The following is a 16,900-nucleotide window of genomic DNA, read 5'->3' as shown; positions in this document are numbered from 1 at the left end:
GGTCAGACCGCCGCGGGCACGCGGGCGCCGACCGCCGGGGACATCTGCTCCGCGAGGTACTCCGCATCCCGTGCCACCGCCGCGAATCGGCCCGAGCCCCAGGTGTTCTGCCATGGCAGACCCAGGAAGTACAGGCCCTCCGCCGCGGTCACACCGCGGGTGTGAGCCGGGTGGCCCTCACCGTCGAACACCCCGACCTTCAGCCAGCGGTAGTCCCGGCGGAAGCCGACGGCCCACACGACGGACGTGACGCCCGCCGCCTCGAGATCGAGCTCGGTGGGTTCCGACTCGGGCCGCCAGACCGGTGTGTAGCGCTCCTCGACGGGAGCGTCGAGTCCCGCCCTGGTGATGTAGGCGTCGATGTCGTTCTTGATGCCCTCCGACACCGCGTCCGCCGCGTCGAGTGACTGCTCGAGAGTCGGCGCGAAACGCAGGACACCGTCCGAACCGACGTCGGTCAACCGCCCGTACAGCCGCATCCCGTCCAGCGCGAAGGCACGCAGGTCGATGTCGCGTCCGCCGTCCCGCCCGGTCACGTAGTGGTTCGTGCTCTCCCGCTTGGAGAGTCCGCCGGCGTGTTCGGAGATCGACACGTCGTACACCCCCATGTCCTGCAGCCACGCGACGCAGTCCCGTCCGCGGTAGAAGCGGGCGACGCGAGGCGCGGACCCTGCGACGAGGTGCACCTGCCTGCCCTCGAGGTGCAGGTCCTCGGCGATCTGCGCGCCGGACTGCCCGGTACCGACCACCAGGACCCCGCCCGGAGGAAGCGCCGCCGCGCTGCGGTACCCCGACGAGTGGATCTGCGTGATCGTCTCCGGCACTCGCTCGGCGAGGCGTGGAATCGACGGGACGTGGTAGCCACCGACGGCCACCACGACCTGATCCGCGGTCATCGACCCGGCGGAGGTCGACACGACGTGGCCGCCGCCGGGTGCCTGCTGCACCGACAGCACCGCGACGTGTTCGCGGACCGGAGCGCCGAACGAGTCGGCGTAGCGCCGCACGAAGTCGTACACCAGGTCTCGGGTCATGAATCCGTCGGGATCGTCGCCGTCGTAGGCGTACCCGGGCAGGACGCACTGCCAGTTCGGTGTCACCAGGGTGAAGTTGTCCCACCGCCCGTCCAGCCACTCGTGGGCGATGGTGTCCCGTTCGAGGACGACATGGTCGACACCGCGTCGGGTCAGGTGCCAGCTCATGGACAGCCCCGCCTGGCCCGCGCCGATCACGATCACGGTGTGATGCTCGGTCATCGCGCTCCTCCCAGGTCGAGCACGTGCACGGTGCCGCGGTCGAACGCCGCTGCGGTGGTCTCGATCTCGCGCAGAGTCGCCGCTGCCGAGGTACACGCGAAGCCGTACTTGGCCCGCACCCGGTCACTGGCCTCGGTGAGCGCGAGTCGACTGCGCTGCACGAAGTCGGCGATCTCGTAGCGCGTCCCGACCGTGAGATGGTCACGGACGACGAGTGACGGTGAGTAGCACTGTTGGCGGCACCCGTTGGGCCACTGGACGGTGAAGGTCATCTCAGGCACGGCTCATCACCCGGTCCACCCGTGACATGCTGTCGCCGTCGACGAGGGTCCCGTACACGGACGGACGGCGGTCCCGCAGGTTGTACATGCCACCTCCGCGAGCCGCCGCGATCGCCTTCTGCACATCGAGAGTCGCTGTCGCCAGGCCGGGTTCGACGCCCGTGCCGGCGAGGATCTCCCCTCCCGGACCGACGATCTTGGCGCTGCACACGAAGTCCAGCGACCCGAAGGACCCCGCCTGATTGGACGCGATCCAGACGACCTGGTTCTCCAGTGCTCGCGCCTGGTCGTAGATGTCGAAGCGCAGCTTCCATCGATCGTCGGCCATGTTCGGAGCACGACCCGTTCGCGAGGTCGGCCATGCCGACAGCGAGGTGATGATCTCGGCGCCGTCGAGTGCGATCTCCCGCGCCGCCTCGGGGAACGCTTTGTCGTAACAGATCTGCATGCCCATCCGGCCGACCGGGGTGTCGAAGGCGCGGTACTCGGATCCCGCCGAGTAGCAGAGGTTCTCGCCCAGTGGCTGGTGCACCTTGCGGTACGAGCCCAGCACCCCGTCACCGTGCACCGTCACCGCGGCGTTGTACCGCGTGAGACCGTCCGCCTCACAGAACCCGAAGGTCACCACCATGTCCCCGGCCATCGCCGACACTCGCGCGATCTCCGGACCGTCCAGCTCGAGGGCCGGCGGCAGGTTCTGCAGCCGGGTGCGGCGCTTCTCCTCCGACTCGTCTCCGCCTCCCAGACTCGGGAGGTAGCCCCCGAGGCACGCCTCCGGCAGGACCAGCAGCGCGCTGCCGCGTCGCCGTGCTTCCGCGATGGTGCGCTCGATGGTGGCGTACGACTCGTCCATGTCGCGGCCGAAGCGCTCGGACGCCACCGAGAGAGTTACGTCGTTCATGCTGGTCCCAATCCTGTGACTGCGGCGGAGACCGCCGAGGTGGTGGCGCCGTCGGGCCACCGCAAGGTGACTCCCGGCTCCGAGGTGAGGCGGCCGCAGGCGGCCGATGTCGCCGGACCGGCCGGCGGGAGCCGACGTCCGGGGCGGTCCGCGGTGATCATCGCGAACCCGGGGAAGCACGTGATCCATCGGCCGAGGTCGGCGCCGCCGGGTCGGGGTATGCGGGCGACGTCGATCTCGGCGCCCGTACCGGATGCCTCGGCCAGCATGCCGACGGTGCCCGCGAGCCCCGCCATGCTGACGTCCTTCGCCGCACGAGGAGCTGCCCGGGCCACGAACGAGCCCATCTCGCGGAGGTCCGACCCGGAGCGTGCGGAGGTCGAGTCCCACTGCAGGCCGTGGTAACCGGGTCGCCAGCCGCCCCCGAGGTCGGCGGTGAGACTCAGCTCGTCACCGACCTCACCGCCGCCCGCACGCACCGGCGACGACGTCCGTCCGAGTGCCGTGACCGACAGCGCCGCCGGCACACCCACCTGGGTGTGGCCGCCGAGCACGGGAACCCCCCACGCGTCACCGGCGCGGGCGAGGCCCCGGATCACGCGGGTGAGGAGCGACGTCGTCGGAGCGCCGACGGCGTCCAGCATGCCCACCGGGGTCGCACCCATGGCGGACAGATCGTTCAGATTCACCAGGGCGGCACACCATCCGGCCCACTCCGGGTCGCGCTCGACCATCGACGGCACGATGGCGTCGCACGCGGCGATGATGTCGGAGCCGGGCACCGGCACTCCGTCGTCGCCTCGGAAACCACTCGCCCCCAACCCCAGTGGCGCAGTGGCCAGGGGCGCCAGCACACCTGCGAGCACGGCCTTGGTCGACCGGACGAGACGTGCCACCGTGTCGATGGTCCAGCGCATCGTCTCGTGCGGGGCGCCGGCCAGCACGGTGGGGCCGGTGGCGGTCCACCCGAGCGCCGTGAACATCGGGACGTGGCGAGACTGCACGGTGGCGTCGAACCGCACCACCCCGGCCGTCTCCACATGAGCGCAGGCGGCTCGGATCAGAGCGGGTCCCACTGCGCGGCTACGCTTCTCCCGCGCGACGACGAGGCGGCTGCCCGACCACCATCCCAGGTCGACGTCCGTGCAGGGAGCCACCCGGACCCCGCCGAGGACGGTGCCGTCGGGGGCGGTCGCGAGAAGGACGACCGCGCGCGGATCGTCGTCGACGTCGTCCCGGTCGGTACCCGAGAACAAGCCCTGCTCGACGACGAACGACTCGCGTCGAAGACGGTGATAGGCGGCGAGATCGGCCGCCGACTCGGCCGGCCGGACGAGGAACGGGGCAGCGCCGACGGTGGGTGCCCCGGTGAGGATCGACAGTTCGGTGCTCATGTCAGCCACCCATCGTCTGCAGGACGCTGCACGCACCACACGCTGCGCACCCGGCCTTCTGGTCGGTCCCCAGCATCTCCGCGTCCACCAGTGCCGCGGCCACCCGAGTGCTCACGTCCGTCAACAGCTCGGCGGACGGCGCCCCGGCCCCGTCGACGTCCACCGCGAGGGTCCCCGGGTGTGGCCGGAACGGGACGACGAAGGGATAGACCCCCATCGCGATCAGCTCGGTGGCGCCGCGAACCACCTCGTCCGGGTCCTCGCCGAGCCCGACCAGCAGATATGTCGACACCTGGTTGTGTCCGAAGACACGCACCGCCTCCGCCCATGCCGCGCGGTACTCGTCGAGCGAGACCGACGCCTTGCCCGGCATCCAGCGGCGCCGCACGTCCTCGTCCAGGGACTCGACGTGGATACCGATGGACCGTGCGCCGGCGTCGTACAACTCGGTGAGGGTCGCGAGATCACCGGGCGGTTCGCACTGCACCTGGATCGGCAGGTCGGGGAGCACGGTGCGCACCGCGCGGACGCAGCGTGCCAGGTGCAACGCCCCGCGATCTCGGCCCGCCGAGGTCCCGGTCGTCATGACCATCTGGGTGATGCCGTCGAGTCGCACCGCCGCCTCGGCCACGGCGGCGAGATCGGCGGGCTTCTTCACCGCCACGGTGGCGCCGCTGCGCAACGACTCCTCGATGGAGCAGAACCGACACCGTTGCGACTCGTCGTAGCGAATGCAGGTCTGGACCACGGTCGTGGCCAGCACCCCCTTGCCGTGGAGCTTGGCGAGCTTCTCGTAGGGCACACCGTCGTCGGTGGTGAGGTCGTAGAAGGCCGGCCGGGCGATGGCGGCGATGTCCAGTCCGATGTCGTCCCCGTCGAACAGCACCCGATCGCCGTCCAGGACGTAGGGGCTCGACGGATTGCGGGGCAGCGCTGCACCGAGTCCGTCGATGCTCACGTGGCCGTCGTCGCTCGGTCCCGCACCCGCGGTGCGGCGCACCGGTGGGGTCCCACGGATGCCGAGCAGGGCCAGATCGACCCGGTGGTTCCTGGTCTTCAGTCGAACGTCGGACATCGCCGTCTCACCTCAGACCATGTACGTGGAGTTGATGATCGCGCCCTTGCGGGCGTAGTGGATCAACGCGTCCTGCACGTCCAGCGGGTGCGCGGGCACGACGCCCTCGATGAGGTCTTCCTCGCGGCCGCCGTGCAGCGCGAGCCCGAATCGGCAACAGAACACGGTGCCGCCCTCCGAGATGAACGTCGCGAGAGCGTCGTTGATGTTCTGTTCGCCGGGGAAACCGGAGTCTCCGGTGGTGGGGAAGCCGCGGGTCGCCAGGCAGTTGATGGCACCGGGACCGTAGAAGTACATCGCCGACTCGTAGCCCTTGCGCAGAGCGCGCGTCGCCTGCAGCACGGCGACGAAGCTCACCGACGACTCGTGGGCGATGCCGTGCACGAGGGTGAAGTACGACTCGCCGTCCTCCGCCTTGTAGTCCGGGAAGATCTTGGTTCCGCCGTAGATGTTGCTGCCCTTGGGGAGTGACGGGTGCGGGATCTCGGCGAGTGAGGCGGACATGTTGTCGAGGATGGTCTGATCGAACGCGGCCACGGGAACCTCCGGAAGATGAGTGAGCAAGTACTCGGGTGCGGAGACGTCCGTCCCGCTGACACCAGTACAGGCCCGCTCGATGTCCGGATGGTCACCCGCGGAACAACGCCCTGTTTCGTCCTGCTCACTCGCGTAACCCCGGCGACACACCGCCGCGTTACCGTCGGAGTGTGGTCGACGCCTCGGGTGCCCGACGCCTCCTCGCACTCGCGCACGTCGCGTCGCGAGTCGAGGCGGGCCCACCCGTGCCGCCGGCGACGAGAGTGACCGTGCACTTCCATCCCGATCGGCTCGTGGCCGGCCGACCGTTGCTCGAGGTGCTGATCGAGGAGAACCTGTACCGATCGCAGTTCGTCACCGGCACGAGCAACGGCGGGTTCGATCCTGCGCCCGGCGGTCGTCGCCACGCATGGGAGTCCCGGATGTTCGGTGGGGCGTACGACCACGGCCCGGCATCGGAGCGCCCGATCTACGGCTCGCTGAATCACCGCCTGGTGCCTGCGGGCGGATCGGTGCGCTTCGGCTCCTCCCACCTGGTGCTCCGCGGAGACGTGCTGCCCCGGACGACCTTCTGCTACCCCGATTCCGTCCACGAGCCGACAGCCTTCGGCACCGGTGAGCGCATGCCACTCGTCGAGACGGCACTCTCCCACCACGACGTCGACGTGCTCGACGACTACATCGAGGCCCATGTCCACGGACCGCTACGACTCGACACCGATGTCGAGGCACTCGTTCTCGACCCGTCGTTCCGCGGGACCGAGCTGGACGCGATCGTATGCCGGGCACCCGTTCCGGTGCGGTGGCACCACGGGTTCGAGCTGACATCGAGTCGGTTCGATCACTGCGCCGACTACCGCGGACCACACATCGCCGACCTCGCACGGTCCGTGGCGAGAGACGGGCGTCTCACCGCGTGCATCGTCGGTCAGGCCGCGAACACCGGTGAGCACGACGATCAGCACATCAAACAGCTCTGGCACTGCGTCGCGCGCTTCGGACACGACTGGTCCGACCGTCCGGGGGCCGCAACCTCACCTGCCGAGGGACGAATCGGACGGGGATAAACTGGGCTCACCATGCTCACACCCATCACGGTCGCCCTCTACGTGCTGCCACTCGTCGCCGCGGTCTGGGCACTGGTGAAGCTGATCCGCAATCAGGCGCTGCTCCTCGCGAACCGCGGTGACCGCGTGTTCTTCCGGTTCCTCGTCGGCATCGAGCTGCTCGTGCTCGCGCAGGCCGTGGTCGGTTTCGTCGCCCTGGCCACCACCGACCGCGATGTGCACACCGTCACCTTCGGCGCGTACCTCATCGGTCTCGCGCTGCTGCTGCCGATCGGTGTGTGGTGGTCCCTCGGGGACCGCAGTCGCGGCGGCACCGCCGTCCTGATCGTCGTCACCCTCACCCTCGCGGTGATGGTGCTGCGTCTGAACCAGATCTGGGCCGGCCATGCCTGACACCGCACGCACGGACCTGCAGACGGCCACCCGGTCCGGCATCGGGCGCGTCCTCATCGCCCTCTACGCCCTGTTCTCCGTCGCCGCCGCGTCGCGCTCGGCGGTGCAGATCGGGACCCGGTTCGACGACGCACCTGTCGCGTACCTGCTGTCCGCGTTCGCCGCCCTGGTCTACATCGTCGGCACCGTGTGTCTCGCACGAGCCTCCGTGGTGTCGCGCCGCATCGCGACCATCTCGTGCGTCGTCGAGATAGTCGGTGTGCTCGCCGTCTCGATCGCCAGTTACGCCGTGCCGCAGGAGTTCCCGGAGCCCACGGTGTGGTCGCACTTCGGATCGGGCTACCTGTTCATCCCGGTGATCCTGCCGATCGCGGCGCTGTGGTGGCTGCGCCGGACGGACACCGGTAGGGCGGGGAAGGGCTGATTCGTCCGCGCTGCGGCCACACGAACGAGCCTCCTCGCAGTGGGTAGGGAATCACGCGTGACGTTTGGCCACCCGGTCCGCACGCACGGTGGCGGCCACCAGGATCACAGCTTGCACCGCGAGACCTGCGGCGGGAACCGAAACCACCGCGGGCCCGATGTCGGCCTCGGTGATCGACGCGATCAGCCAGAGCGTGCTCGTCAGAACGACGACCGCGACAGCGGTGACACCGACGGCGAGAAAGTGCGCCGCGGCAGCTCGATGACCGGCTCGCCAGGCATCGCGGGATGCCGTCGTCGCCTTCGTGCGCAATCCCACGGCCGAATTCACGTCCACGTTCGTGCCCGGCGTCCGCATCACGAGCGACAGGGACCCGAGGAGGACCACCCCGACGAGAAGTGACAGCACCGGAGCAGGTTCCACGAACTACCCCAGCTTCGCCAGGTTGGTCACACTCGTGCGCACGTCCGACTCCAGCACCTTCGCGACGACCCCGCCGATCGGGCCGGACAGCAACCCGCCGCGGAAGTTCGCGTCGAGGGTGAACTCAGATCCGGCGCCCTTCGGCGCGACGGACATCTTCAGATCGATCTTGATGCCGCCCTTGCCTTTGCCGAGCAGCGCGATCTCGTAGGGCTTGTCGTACTCGGTGATCGTCCAGGTGATCACGTTGCGGAAACCCTTGACCTTGATCAGCGAGTCGATGGTGACGCCTTCCTTCAACGTGTCCGGCACGGGGCTGCGCCATCCACCGAAGATGGTCATCCACTCCTGGAAGCTGGACAGATCGGACGCCCTGGCCCACGCCTCGTCCGGTGTCATCGTCGAATCCACCGTCACGTTCACTCCGGCCACGCGGCCCTCGCTTCCTGCCTCGTCGGTCCCGCGCGCGGGTCCTGCCACCGAGCGTGGCACCGCTCTCGAACATACCCAGCTCGCGAAGCACGCAATCTATCCTGAACCCATGGCATCGCTGGAGGTCGCGGGGCGACAGATCGCCTTGACCAACGTCGACAAGGTGCTGTGGCCGGAGACGGGCACCACCAAGGGCGAGGTGATCGACTACTACGTCGACATCGCGCCCGCGATGCTCCCCCACCTTCTCGGACGCCCGGTCACGCGGAAGCGATGGCCGAACGGGGTCCAGGCAGGCTCGTTCTTCGAGAAGAACCTCGCCGCGTCGGCTCCGGACTGGCTCGATCGACGACGTCTGCACCACTCGGACCGCGTCGTGGTCTACCCCGTCTTCCACACCGCCGCCGATCTCGCGTGGCTGGGACAGCAGGCTGCGCTGGAAGCCCATGTGCCGCAATGGACTTTCGACGGCGACGAGCAGGGCAAAGCCACCCGCATCGTCTTCGATCTCGATCCGGGCGAGGGCGTCGACCTCGACACCTGCGCGACCGTGGCCTGTGAGGTACGGGCGATGATCACCGACATCGGGCTCACCGCCCACCCCCTCACCAGTGGTAGCAAAGGCATACACCTGTACGTCCCGCTGGAGAAGCCGGTCTCGTCGTCCGGTGCCTCGACCGTCGCGAAACGCGTTGCGAAGCTTCTCGAGGAGAAGATGCCCGATCTGGTCACCGCGTCGATGTCGAAGGCTCTGCGGCCCGGGAAGATCTTCCTGGACTGGAGTCAGAACAACGGCAAGAAGACCACCATCGCGCCGTACTCGCTGCGCGGACGCGACCGCCCTACCGTCGCGGCTCCGCGGACGTGGGACGAGCTCTCCGGCGGCGGTCTCGCCCAACTGAGCTTCGAGGAGGTGCTCGCTCGCTTCCACCGGGACGGCGATCTGCTCGCCGGCCTCGATCCGGAGCCGGAGGCGTCGACGATCACCGACAGCCTCGGTCCGTACCGCGGCAAGCGGACTGCCTCGCGCACACCGGAACCCGTCCCGACGACATCGACGACTCGGGAATCCGCGGACCCGATCTTCGTCATCCAGGAACACCACGCACGTCGACTCCACTACGACTTCCGACTCGAGCGCGACGGCGTGCTGGTCTCGTGGGCGGTTCCGAAGAATCTGCCGACGGACGAGAAGAAGAACCATCTCGCCGTGCACACCGAGGACCATCCGATGGACTACGCATCCTTCGAGGGGACCATCCCGCAGGGCGAGTACGGCGGCGGCGAGGTGAGCGTCTGGGATCACGGCACCTTCACCACCGAGAAGTGGCGGGACGACGAGGTCATCGTCGAACTCGCGGGTGAGCGCGTCGCGGGTCGGTACGCACTGATCCGGACCGACCGGGACCAGTGGCTCGTGCACCGGATGACATCGCGCCCCCAGCCGACACGCACGGAGTTGCCCCAGCACCTGCGGCCGATGCTGGCGTCCGCCGGAACGCTGTCCGGACTCGAAGCCGACGAGTGGTCGTTCGAGGGGAAGTGGGACGGCGTCCGCATCGTCGCGACCCTCGACCACGGGGACGTCGTGCTCGAGAGTCGGACCGGACAGGACCTCACGCGCCGCTACGCGGGGATCACGGCGCTCGCCGCGGATCTGTCCGACCATGCGGTCGTACTGGACGGTGAGGCCGTGGTCTACCGCGCGGACGGAGTCACCAGCTTTCAGGCACTGCAGGACGCGCATCCCGACGACGTGCAGTTCATCTGCTTCGACATCCTCCACCTCGACGGCACGGATCTGACGGGCAAGAAGTTCACCGACCGGCGCAAGATCCTCGAGCTGCTCCTGACCGGCCTCGAGACGGCGACCGTCTCGCCGCTCCTGCCCGGCACAGCGGCGGGAGCACTGTCCGAGAGCGAACGCCGCGGGTGGGAGGGCATCGTCGCGAAGCGGCGGGACTCGACCTACGAGGTGGGCCGACGCAGCACCTCGTGGATCAAGGTGAAGAACTGGCGGACGCAGGAGGTGGTCATCGGCGGATGGCGCGCCGGCAAGGGTTCCCGCACCGGGAGCATCGGGTCGCTCCTGCTCGGCATCCCGTCGGAGAACGGACTGCACTACGTCGGGCGCGTCGGCACCGGGTTCACCGAGCGCCAGCGCGCGGACCTGCTGACACTGCTGCGCCCGAGCGTCGTCGACGAGTCACCGTTCGACGAACCTCTCCCCACCGCCGACCGCCGCGATGCGACGTGGGTGGCCCCCACCGTCGTCGGCGAGGTGCGGTTCTTCGAGTGGACGGACGGCGGCTCGTTGCGCCATCCGAGCTGGCGGGGCCTGCGTGAGGACAAGACCGTCGAGGACGTTCACCGCGAGGACTGAGCGCTCCCACTCGAGTGGGCAAAGTTTGGACCTTACACAAGAACCCTCGAATACGGTTGTCGCCGTCGTGTCGCTTGCTTACGGTTCGATCACGGGGCCGGGGCGCCGTTTCCCGAGTGGAACCGTGCGCTCGGGCAGTGTTCAATGTGGCTGTCGTTCGATAACCGCACAGTCGGTTCGTAGGAGTGTTCCAGTGAGATCCATTCGTCGCCTCGTGCTCGCCGTGGTCACCGCAGCCGTCGTCGCTGCCGCCCTTCCGGGGACCGCCGCCGCAGACGCCCAGTACCCGACCCCCAGTGCCGACCCGTTCTACTCCGCGCCGGGCGACATCTCCGGGCTCGCACCGGGCACGATCCTCGCCAGCCGTCCGATGCCCAACCCGCCCAACTTCATCGGCGTGTCGACGTGGCAACTGGCGTTCCGCAGCACCGGCAGCGAGGGCAACCCCATCGTCGGTGTCACCACCGTCTTCGTCCCGCTGGGGAAGGCGCCCGACGGCCCGCTGCTCTCCTACCAGCAGATCGTCAATGCTCTCGGCCTGAAGTGCGCGCCCTCGCAGGCGTTGTGGTCGACCGACCCGAACGTCGTCATCCGCGACGCCGCCGCCTTGAACGCGGTGTTCACCCGCGGCTGGTCGGTCTCGATGCCGGACCACCTCGGCCCCAACAGTGCCTACGGTGCCGCCAAGCTGGGCGGTCAGATCACGCTGGACGGCATCCGCGCTGCCAAGAACTTCGATCCGCTGCAGCTGCGCAACAGCCCCGTCGGCATGGGCGGCTACTCCGGCGGCGGCATGGCCACCGCCTGGGCAGCCGCGTTGGCACCCTCGTACGCACCCGAGTTGAACATCGTGGGCAGCGCCCAGGGTGGCGTTCCGATGAACCTGTTGAAGATGGCCTACATGCTCGGCGAGAACACACCGCACCCCGTGTTCGGGCTGGCACTGGCTGCGGCGATCGGTCTCGGTCGCGAGTACCCGGACCGGATGCCCGTGTCGCAGAACCTGACTCCCCAGGGCACGTCGATGATGAATCAGATCGCCGACTCCTGCACCAACGACATCCTGGCCGTGGGCGCCAACCACAGCGCCGCGGAGATCACCGCGAACAAGTCGGTGTTCGCGGATCCGCAGGGCCGTGCCGTCGTGGAAGAGAACAGTGTCGAGCTCTACCCCGGCGTTCCGCGCGCACCGATCTTCGAGTGGCACAGCCCGACCGACGGGCTCATCCCCGTCGAAGCCATCGACAGCACCACCGCCCGGTACTGCAGCGCCGGCGCTCGAGTGCAGACGCTGCTCACCCCGACACCCGATCACCTCAGTGGCGCGTTGCTCGGGCTGCCGTCCGCACTGCAGTGGCTGAACGATCGCTTCGCCGGCCTGCCTGCACCCAGCACCTGCTGATCGCGGAGGGTCAGGCGCGGACCGGTTCGTCGAACTGCGTGCGGTAGAGCTCGGAGTAACGACCCGAGTTCGCCAGCAGTTCGGTGTGCGTACCGCGCTCGACGACGCGGCCGTTCTCGATGACCAGGATGAGATCGGCCGCCCGGATGGTGGAGAGCCGGTGCGCGATGACGATGGACGTCCGTCCCTCCAGTGCCTCGGCGAGTGCCTCCTGCACCGCGGCCTCGGAAGTGGAGTCCAGTGACGCGGTGGCCTCGTCCAACACGACGACGGTGGGACGCGCCAGCAGCAGGCGGGCGATGGTGACACGTTGACGCTCACCACCGGAGAAGCGAAAGCCGCGCTCGCCGACCACGGTGTCCAGGCCGTCCGGCAGCGACAGCACCAGCTCCTCGAGACGCGCACGCCGCAGCGCGGACCAGATCTCCTCCTCCGTCGCATCCGGGTGCGCCAGGGTGAGATTGGACCGCAACGTCTCGTGGAACAGGTGGCCGTCCTGCGTCACCATGCCGACGGTGCGACGGATCGATTCGGCCGTCAGATCCCGCACGTCGACGTCGCCGATGCGCACGGCACCGGAATCCACGTCGTACAGCCGCGAGACGAGCTGCGCGATGGTCGACTTTCCTGCACCGGACGAGCCGACCAGGGCCACCATGTGTCCGGGCTCGGCGCGGAAGGACACTCCGTGGAGCACCTCCTCGCCGCCACGAGCATCCAGGACGGACACGTCCTCCAGAGACGCCAGTGACACCTTGTCGGCCGACGGATAGGCGAAGCGGACGTCGTCGAACTCGACGGTGACCGGGCCCTCCGGAACCGCGCGGGCGTCGGGCTTGTCGGTGATGAGCGGATCGAGGTCGAGGATCTCGAAGACCCGCTCGAAGCTCACCACGGCGCTCATGATGTCGACGCGGGCGCTCGCCAGTGCGGTGAGCGGTGCGTACAGCCTGGTCAGAAGCAGCGCGAGAGTCACGACCGACCCTGCGTCGAGCTGCCCCCGCAGCGCGTAGAAGCCACCGAGGCCGTAGACGAGCGCGAGTGCCAGCGCGGACACGAGGGTCAGCGCCGTCACGAAGACGGTCTGGACCATGGCCGACCGCACGCCGATGTCGCGGACGCGGCCCGCTCGAAGCGCGAACTCGGCCGACTCGTGATCGGGGCGTCCGAACAGCTTGATCAGCGTCGCGCCGGGAGCGGAGAAACGCTCCGTCATCTGCGTCGACATGGCCGCGTTGTGCGCGGCGGCCTCACGCTGCAGACGGGCGAGCCGAGTGCCCATCCTGCGGGCCGGGAGCACGAAGATCGGCAACAGCAACAGTGCCAGCAGGGTGATCTGCCAGGAGATCCCGAGCATGACGACGAGGGTGAGCAGCAACGTCACGAGGTTGCTGACGACACCCGACAGCGTGCCGCTGAAGGCGCGCTGCGCCCCGATGACGTCGTTGTTCAGCCGCGAGACCAGGGCACCGGTGCGCGTGCGTGTGAAGAAGGCGATGGGCATCTTCTGCACGTGGTCGAACACGCGAGTACGGAGGTCGAGGATGAGGTTCTCGCCGATCCGCGCCGAGAGCCACCGGTTCACCAGCCCCGTACCGGCATCGAGCAACGCCACGACCGCGATGATGACGGCCAGTACGAGGACCGTCCCGTACGCGCTGCCCTGCACGATCGCGTCCACGACACGGCCGGCCAGCACGGGCGTCGCGACGGCCAGGACCGCCGCGACGACGCTGAGGATCAGGAACCCGACGAGCAGGGAGCGCAGGGGCCGCGCGAACACCATGATCCGCCGCACGGTCACCCGGGAGAACGGTCGGTGATCGTCGCCGTTGGTGTGCATCGATCGGTACATCTGGTTCCACGCGGTCATTTCCATACTCATGTGGAACCTCCTGTTACTCGTCACGATCTCTGCACACCCACGGCGCGGCCCGTTCACCTGCACTGAGGGCAACCCCCGCGCTGCCCCGCTCATTCCGTGGTCAGGCCGCGGCGACCTGCTCCCGCGCAGGTTCGAGGGCTTGGGCGACGATATCGGCGACGTCCGACATGGGCCGGACGTCGACGGCAGCCCGTACCTCGGCCGGCACGTCGTCGAGATCGGGCTCGTTCCGCGCGGGAACGAACACGGTGGTGAGTCCGGCGCGCTGAGCGGCGAGCAATTTCTGCTTCACCCCACCGATCGGGAGTACCCGACCGTTCAGGGAGACCTCGCCCGTCATGCCGACGTCGGACCGCACGGGACGGCCCGTCGCCATCGACACCAGCGCGGTGACCATCGTGACGCCCGCGGACGGGCCGTCCTTCGGTACGGCGCCTGCCGGCACGTGGATGTGGATCGCCTTGTCCAGCGCCGTGGGGTCCACCCCGAGTTCCGCCGCGTGCGACCGCACGTAGGAGAGCGCGATCTGCGCCGACTCCTTCATGACATCGCCGAGCTGACCGGTGAGGGTGAGGCCGGCGGTGTCACCCGTCGAGCTCGCCTCGATGAACAGGACGTCGCCGCCCAGACCGGTCACGGCCAGGCCCGTCGCGACACCGGGGACCTCGGTGCGTTGGTGTGCCTCGGGGGTGAAGCGGGGCCGTCCGAGGTAGGTGACCAGATCGGGCTCGTCCACGGTGATGGGCCGCTCGTCTTGCGCCAGCACGGTCGCCACCTTGCGCAACGCCTTCGCCAGCAGTCGCTCGAACTGACGGACACCGGGCTCACGGGTGTAGTCGGCGGCGATCGTGCGGAGTGCAGCGTCCGTGACGGTCACCTCGGCATCGGTCAGTGCAGCGCGGTCGACCTGCCGCGGGAGCAGGTGGTTCCGTGCGATGACGACCTTGTCGTCCTCGGTGTAGCCGTCGATGGTCACCAGTTCCATACGGTCCAGCAGCGCTGTCGGAATCTGGTCGATCACGTTGGCGGTCGCCAGGAACACCACGTCCGACAGGTCGAGATCGAGGTCCAGGTAATGGTCACGGAACGTGTGATTCTGAGCCGGATCGAGGACCTCGAGCAGCGCCGCCGCGGGGTCACCGCGGAAGTCCGATCCGATCTTGTCGATCTCGTCCAGCAGGACGACGGGATTCATCGAGCCTGCCTCGGCGATCGCACGCACGATCCGGCCCGGCAGGGCTCCGACGTACGTACGCCGGTGTCCGCGAATCTCGGCCTCGTCGCGCACGCCACCGAGGGCGACGCGAACGAACTTGCGGCCCAGAGCCTTCGCCACCGACTCGCCCAGCGAGGTCTTGCCGACGCCGGGAGGACCGGCCAGCACCATGACGGCACCGGATCCACGTCCGCCCACCACCGTCAGACCGCGTGAAGCGCGCCTCGACCGGACGGCCAGGTACTCGGTGATGCGGTCCTTCACGTCGTCGAGTCCGTGGTGGTCGGCATCGAGAACGGCGCGCGCTGCCACGATGTCCGTGCTGTCGTCGGTCGTCAGCGTCCACGGCAATTCCAGGACCGTGTCCAACCACGTTCGGATCCAACCACTCTCGGGACTCTGATCGCTCGAGCGCTCCAGCCGGCCCACCTCGCGCAGCGCCGCCTCACGAACCGAGTCGGGCAGGTCTGCGGACTCGACGCGTCCGCGGTAGTCGTCGGCACCGTCGGGCTCGCCCTCGCCCAACTCCTTGCGGATGGCCGCGAGTTGCTGCCGCAGCAAGAACTCCTTCTGCGTCTTCTCCATACCGTCGCGGACATCGCCCGCGATCTTGTCGGTCACCTCGATCTCGGCGAGGTGGTCGGTGATCCAGCCGGTGAGAACGGTGAGTCGGGTCGCCACGTCGGGGGTCTCGAGCAACTGCCGCTTCTGGACGTCGGTGAGCCACGACGCGTAACCGGCGGTGTCGGCCAGCGCAGACGGATCCGTCATCCGGTTCACGGTGTCGATCACCTGCCAGGCGTCGCGACGCTGCAGCATCGCGAGGACCAGCTTCTTGTAGTCGGCCGCCTGCGCGCGCACCTCCTCGGTGGGCTCGGGTTCCGACACGAGCTCGGCCTCCACCCAGAGGGCCGCGCCGGGGCCGCTCACGCCGGACCCGATGTGCGCACGCTTCTCCGCCTTCAGCACCGCAGCCGGCTCACCGGTCGCGAGACGGCCGACCTGCACGATCGTCGCCACGACGCCGTAGGCGGGGTAGCGGTCGTCCAGTCGTGGGGCGATCAGCAGAGTGCCGTCGGCGCTGGTCCGCGCGGCGTCGACCGCAGCGCGGGCAGCGTCGTCCAGTTCGACCGGCACGACCATGCCGGGCAGGACGACGGGGTCGGTCAGGAACAGAACGGGCAGGCGAGTCGATTCGCTCATGGGGTCCTCCAAAGTTCAGCGTGATCAGCTCAACTTGGCGGTGGGCCCCGGTGTTCCCGCAGATGAGGGCGTTCGCTGGAGGCGGACATGGCGGGCCCGAGAGTGGTTCCCGCAGGCATTCCATGCTCCCGCAGCGGCTGCAACCACTACGGCGAGGCGGAACACCCGCGGGAACGGTCAGCCGGCGGCGCTCACTCGCTGAGCGTCACGTCCACGCCGGTGACGGTCTTGAGGAACGGGCAGATCGACCGTGCCTGCTCGAGCACGTCGCCCGGGTTGTCGACGCCCGGCAGTGTCACGCCGAGGCGGTAGGCCGCGTCGTAGCCCGCGCCGTCCGCGGAGGACAGCGTCACCTGTCCCTCCACCGATGCACCCTCGAGGGATCCACCCGCGGTACCGACTGCGATGCGCAGCGACTCGAGCAGGCACGAGCTCAGCGCAGCGGCCATCAACTGTTCGGGGTTGGTCGCCCCACCCGGACCCCCGAGGTCGGAGGGCTCGTGGACATCGAGGGAGAGCACGTCGTCGCTCGAGGAGATCGATCCGTCGGTGGCGGTGACAGTGGCGGTGTACAGGTCTTGACTCATGCCTGCCGGGTGTCCGCGAACCGCTGTCCGCAAACCACCGA

At 68.7% G+C, this 16,900-nt stretch carries 16 protein-coding genes; 5 read left to right on the top strand and 11 right to left on the bottom strand.

Annotated elements, in window-relative coordinates; all coding sequences use genetic code 11:
* Positions 1-2: 2 nt before the first annotated feature.
* The 6 genes from QRN16_RS11100 to QRN16_RS11075 are packed head-to-tail and all read right to left on the bottom strand — an operon-like array spanning position 3 to position 5,444.
* Complete coding sequence (locus QRN16_RS11100; protein WP_037185980.1) at positions 3-1,256, bottom strand: MSMEG_0569 family flavin-dependent oxidoreductase; 1,254 nt, start codon at positions 1,254-1,256, stop codon at positions 3-5.
* A complete protein-coding gene (locus QRN16_RS11095; RefSeq protein ID WP_056441075.1) occupies positions 1,253-1,537 on the bottom strand; it encodes an MSMEG_0570 family nitrogen starvation response protein in 285 nt (94 codons plus the stop codon). Before QRN16_RS11095 ends, QRN16_RS11100 begins: the two co-directional genes overlap by 4 nt.
* The gene (locus QRN16_RS11090; RefSeq protein ID WP_037185976.1) at positions 1,530-2,438 is read right to left on the bottom strand and encodes a carbon-nitrogen hydrolase family protein; all 909 of its coding nucleotides are present in this window, start codon (positions 2,436-2,438) and stop codon (positions 1,530-1,532) included. The genes QRN16_RS11095 and QRN16_RS11090 overlap by 8 nt, the downstream gene beginning before the upstream one ends.
* Positions 2,435-3,832 carry an MSMEG_0567/sll0787 family protein gene (locus QRN16_RS11085; protein WP_285186637.1) on the bottom strand — a complete coding sequence of 466 codons (1,398 nt, stop codon included), beginning with the start codon at positions 3,830-3,832 and terminating at the stop codon, positions 2,435-2,437. The genes QRN16_RS11090 and QRN16_RS11085 overlap by 4 nt, the downstream gene beginning before the upstream one ends.
* A gap of 1 nt (position 3,833) precedes the next feature.
* The gene (locus QRN16_RS11080; protein WP_285186635.1) at positions 3,834-4,907 is read right to left on the bottom strand and encodes an MSMEG_0568 family radical SAM protein; all 1,074 of its coding nucleotides are present in this window, start codon (positions 4,905-4,907) and stop codon (positions 3,834-3,836) included.
* A gap of 12 nt (positions 4,908-4,919) precedes the next feature.
* A complete protein-coding gene (locus QRN16_RS11075) occupies positions 4,920-5,444 on the bottom strand; it encodes an MSMEG_0572/Sll0783 family nitrogen starvation response protein (protein WP_027506093.1) in 525 nt (174 codons plus the stop codon).
* A gap of 170 nt (positions 5,445-5,614) precedes the next feature.
* On the opposite strand from QRN16_RS11075, the gene QRN16_RS11070 reads away from it, so the two are divergent.
* From QRN16_RS11070 to QRN16_RS11060, 3 genes are read left to right on the top strand one after another with little or no spacing between them, the layout of a single operon-like run.
* Positions 5,615-6,511, top strand: coding sequence for a DUF3626 domain-containing protein (locus QRN16_RS11070; protein ID WP_285186632.1), 897 nt, complete (start codon positions 5,615-5,617; stop codon positions 6,509-6,511).
* 12 nt (positions 6,512-6,523) lie between these two features.
* The gene (locus QRN16_RS11065) at positions 6,524-6,904 is read left to right on the top strand and encodes a hypothetical protein (protein WP_027506091.1); all 381 of its coding nucleotides are present in this window, start codon (positions 6,524-6,526) and stop codon (positions 6,902-6,904) included.
* Positions 6,897-7,328 carry a hypothetical protein gene (locus QRN16_RS11060; protein ID WP_027506090.1) on the top strand — a complete coding sequence of 144 codons (432 nt, stop codon included), beginning with the start codon at positions 6,897-6,899 and terminating at the stop codon, positions 7,326-7,328. The genes QRN16_RS11065 and QRN16_RS11060 overlap by 8 nt, the downstream gene beginning before the upstream one ends.
* Before the next feature lie 51 nt (positions 7,329-7,379).
* On the opposite strand, the gene QRN16_RS11055 is transcribed toward QRN16_RS11060, so the two are convergent.
* On the bottom strand, positions 7,380-7,751 hold the full coding sequence (locus QRN16_RS11055) for an SdpI family protein (protein WP_285186628.1): 372 nt from the start codon (positions 7,749-7,751) through the stop codon (positions 7,380-7,382).
* A 3-nt stretch (positions 7,752-7,754) separates the two neighbouring features.
* Positions 7,755-8,183: a type II toxin-antitoxin system Rv0910 family toxin gene (locus QRN16_RS11050; protein WP_056442173.1), complete on the bottom strand. Its 429-nt coding sequence runs from the start codon at positions 8,181-8,183 to the stop codon at positions 7,755-7,757.
* Between the two features lie 109 nt (positions 8,184-8,292).
* Here QRN16_RS11050 and QRN16_RS11045 point away from each other — a divergent pair, with 109 nt between their 5' ends.
* Together QRN16_RS11045 and QRN16_RS11040 are read left to right on the top strand one after the other, a co-directional pair.
* Entirely contained in the window at positions 8,293-10,566 is a 2,274-nt protein-coding gene (locus QRN16_RS11045) for an ATP-dependent DNA ligase (protein WP_285186626.1), read from the top strand.
* A gap of 193 nt (positions 10,567-10,759) precedes the next feature.
* Positions 10,760-11,968, top strand: coding sequence for a lipase family protein (locus QRN16_RS11040; protein WP_222637912.1), 1,209 nt, complete (start codon positions 10,760-10,762; stop codon positions 11,966-11,968).
* A 10-nt stretch (positions 11,969-11,978) separates the two neighbouring features.
* Here the strand turns inward: QRN16_RS11040 and QRN16_RS11035 are convergent, their stop codons facing one another.
* The 3 genes from QRN16_RS11035 to QRN16_RS11025 form a co-directional block, all read right to left on the bottom strand.
* A complete protein-coding gene (locus QRN16_RS11035; protein WP_285186622.1) occupies positions 11,979-13,853 on the bottom strand; it encodes an ABC transporter ATP-binding protein in 1,875 nt (624 codons plus the stop codon).
* Positions 13,854-13,953: 100 nt separating this feature from the next.
* Positions 13,954-16,272 carry an endopeptidase La gene (lon, locus tag QRN16_RS11030; RefSeq protein WP_285186620.1) on the bottom strand — a complete coding sequence of 773 codons (2,319 nt, stop codon included), beginning with the start codon at positions 16,270-16,272 and terminating at the stop codon, positions 13,954-13,956.
* A gap of 191 nt (positions 16,273-16,463) precedes the next feature.
* On the bottom strand, positions 16,464-16,859 hold the full coding sequence (locus tag QRN16_RS11025; RefSeq protein WP_222632294.1) for an OsmC family protein: 396 nt from the start codon (positions 16,857-16,859) through the stop codon (positions 16,464-16,466).
* Between the last annotated feature and the right edge of the window lie 41 nt (positions 16,860-16,900).

The organism is Rhodococcus sp. MEB041 (assembly GCF_030208955.1).
In the GTDB taxonomy this organism is placed as follows: Bacteria; Actinomycetota; Actinomycetes; order Mycobacteriales; family Mycobacteriaceae; genus Rhodococcoides.
Note: the sequence above shows the minus strand (reverse complement) of the source record. Positions and strands in the feature narration are given on the sequence as shown.

Excerpts from the sequence above, each read along its gene's own strand:
- QRN16_RS11060 (WP_027506090.1), top strand. The coding sequence starts at position 6,897 with ATGCCTGACACCGCACGCACGGACCTGCAGACGGCCACCCGGTCCGGC.
- QRN16_RS11085 (WP_285186637.1), bottom strand. The coding sequence starts at position 3,832 with ATGAGCACCGAACTGTCGATCCTCACCGGGGCACCCACCGTCGGCGCT.
- QRN16_RS11065 (WP_027506091.1), top strand. The coding sequence starts at position 6,524 with ATGCTCACACCCATCACGGTCGCCCTCTACGTGCTGCCACTCGTCGCC.
- QRN16_RS11080 (WP_285186635.1), bottom strand. The coding sequence starts at position 4,907 with ATGTCCGACGTTCGACTGAAGACCAGGAACCACCGGGTCGATCTGGCC.
- QRN16_RS11025 (WP_222632294.1), bottom strand. The coding sequence starts at position 16,859 with ATGAGTCAAGACCTGTACACCGCCACTGTCACCGCCACCGACGGATCG.
- QRN16_RS11045 (WP_285186626.1), top strand. The coding sequence starts at position 8,293 with ATGGCATCGCTGGAGGTCGCGGGGCGACAGATCGCCTTGACCAACGTC.
- QRN16_RS11035 (WP_285186622.1), bottom strand. The coding sequence starts at position 13,853 with ATGAGTATGGAAATGACCGCGTGGAACCAGATGTACCGATCGATGCAC.
- QRN16_RS11100 (WP_037185980.1), bottom strand. The coding sequence starts at position 1,256 with ATGACCGAGCATCACACCGTGATCGTGATCGGCGCGGGCCAGGCGGGG.
- QRN16_RS11090 (WP_037185976.1), bottom strand. The coding sequence starts at position 2,438 with ATGAACGACGTAACTCTCTCGGTGGCGTCCGAGCGCTTCGGCCGCGAC.
- lon (WP_285186620.1), bottom strand. The coding sequence starts at position 16,272 with ATGAGCGAATCGACTCGCCTGCCCGTTCTGTTCCTGACCGACCCCGTC.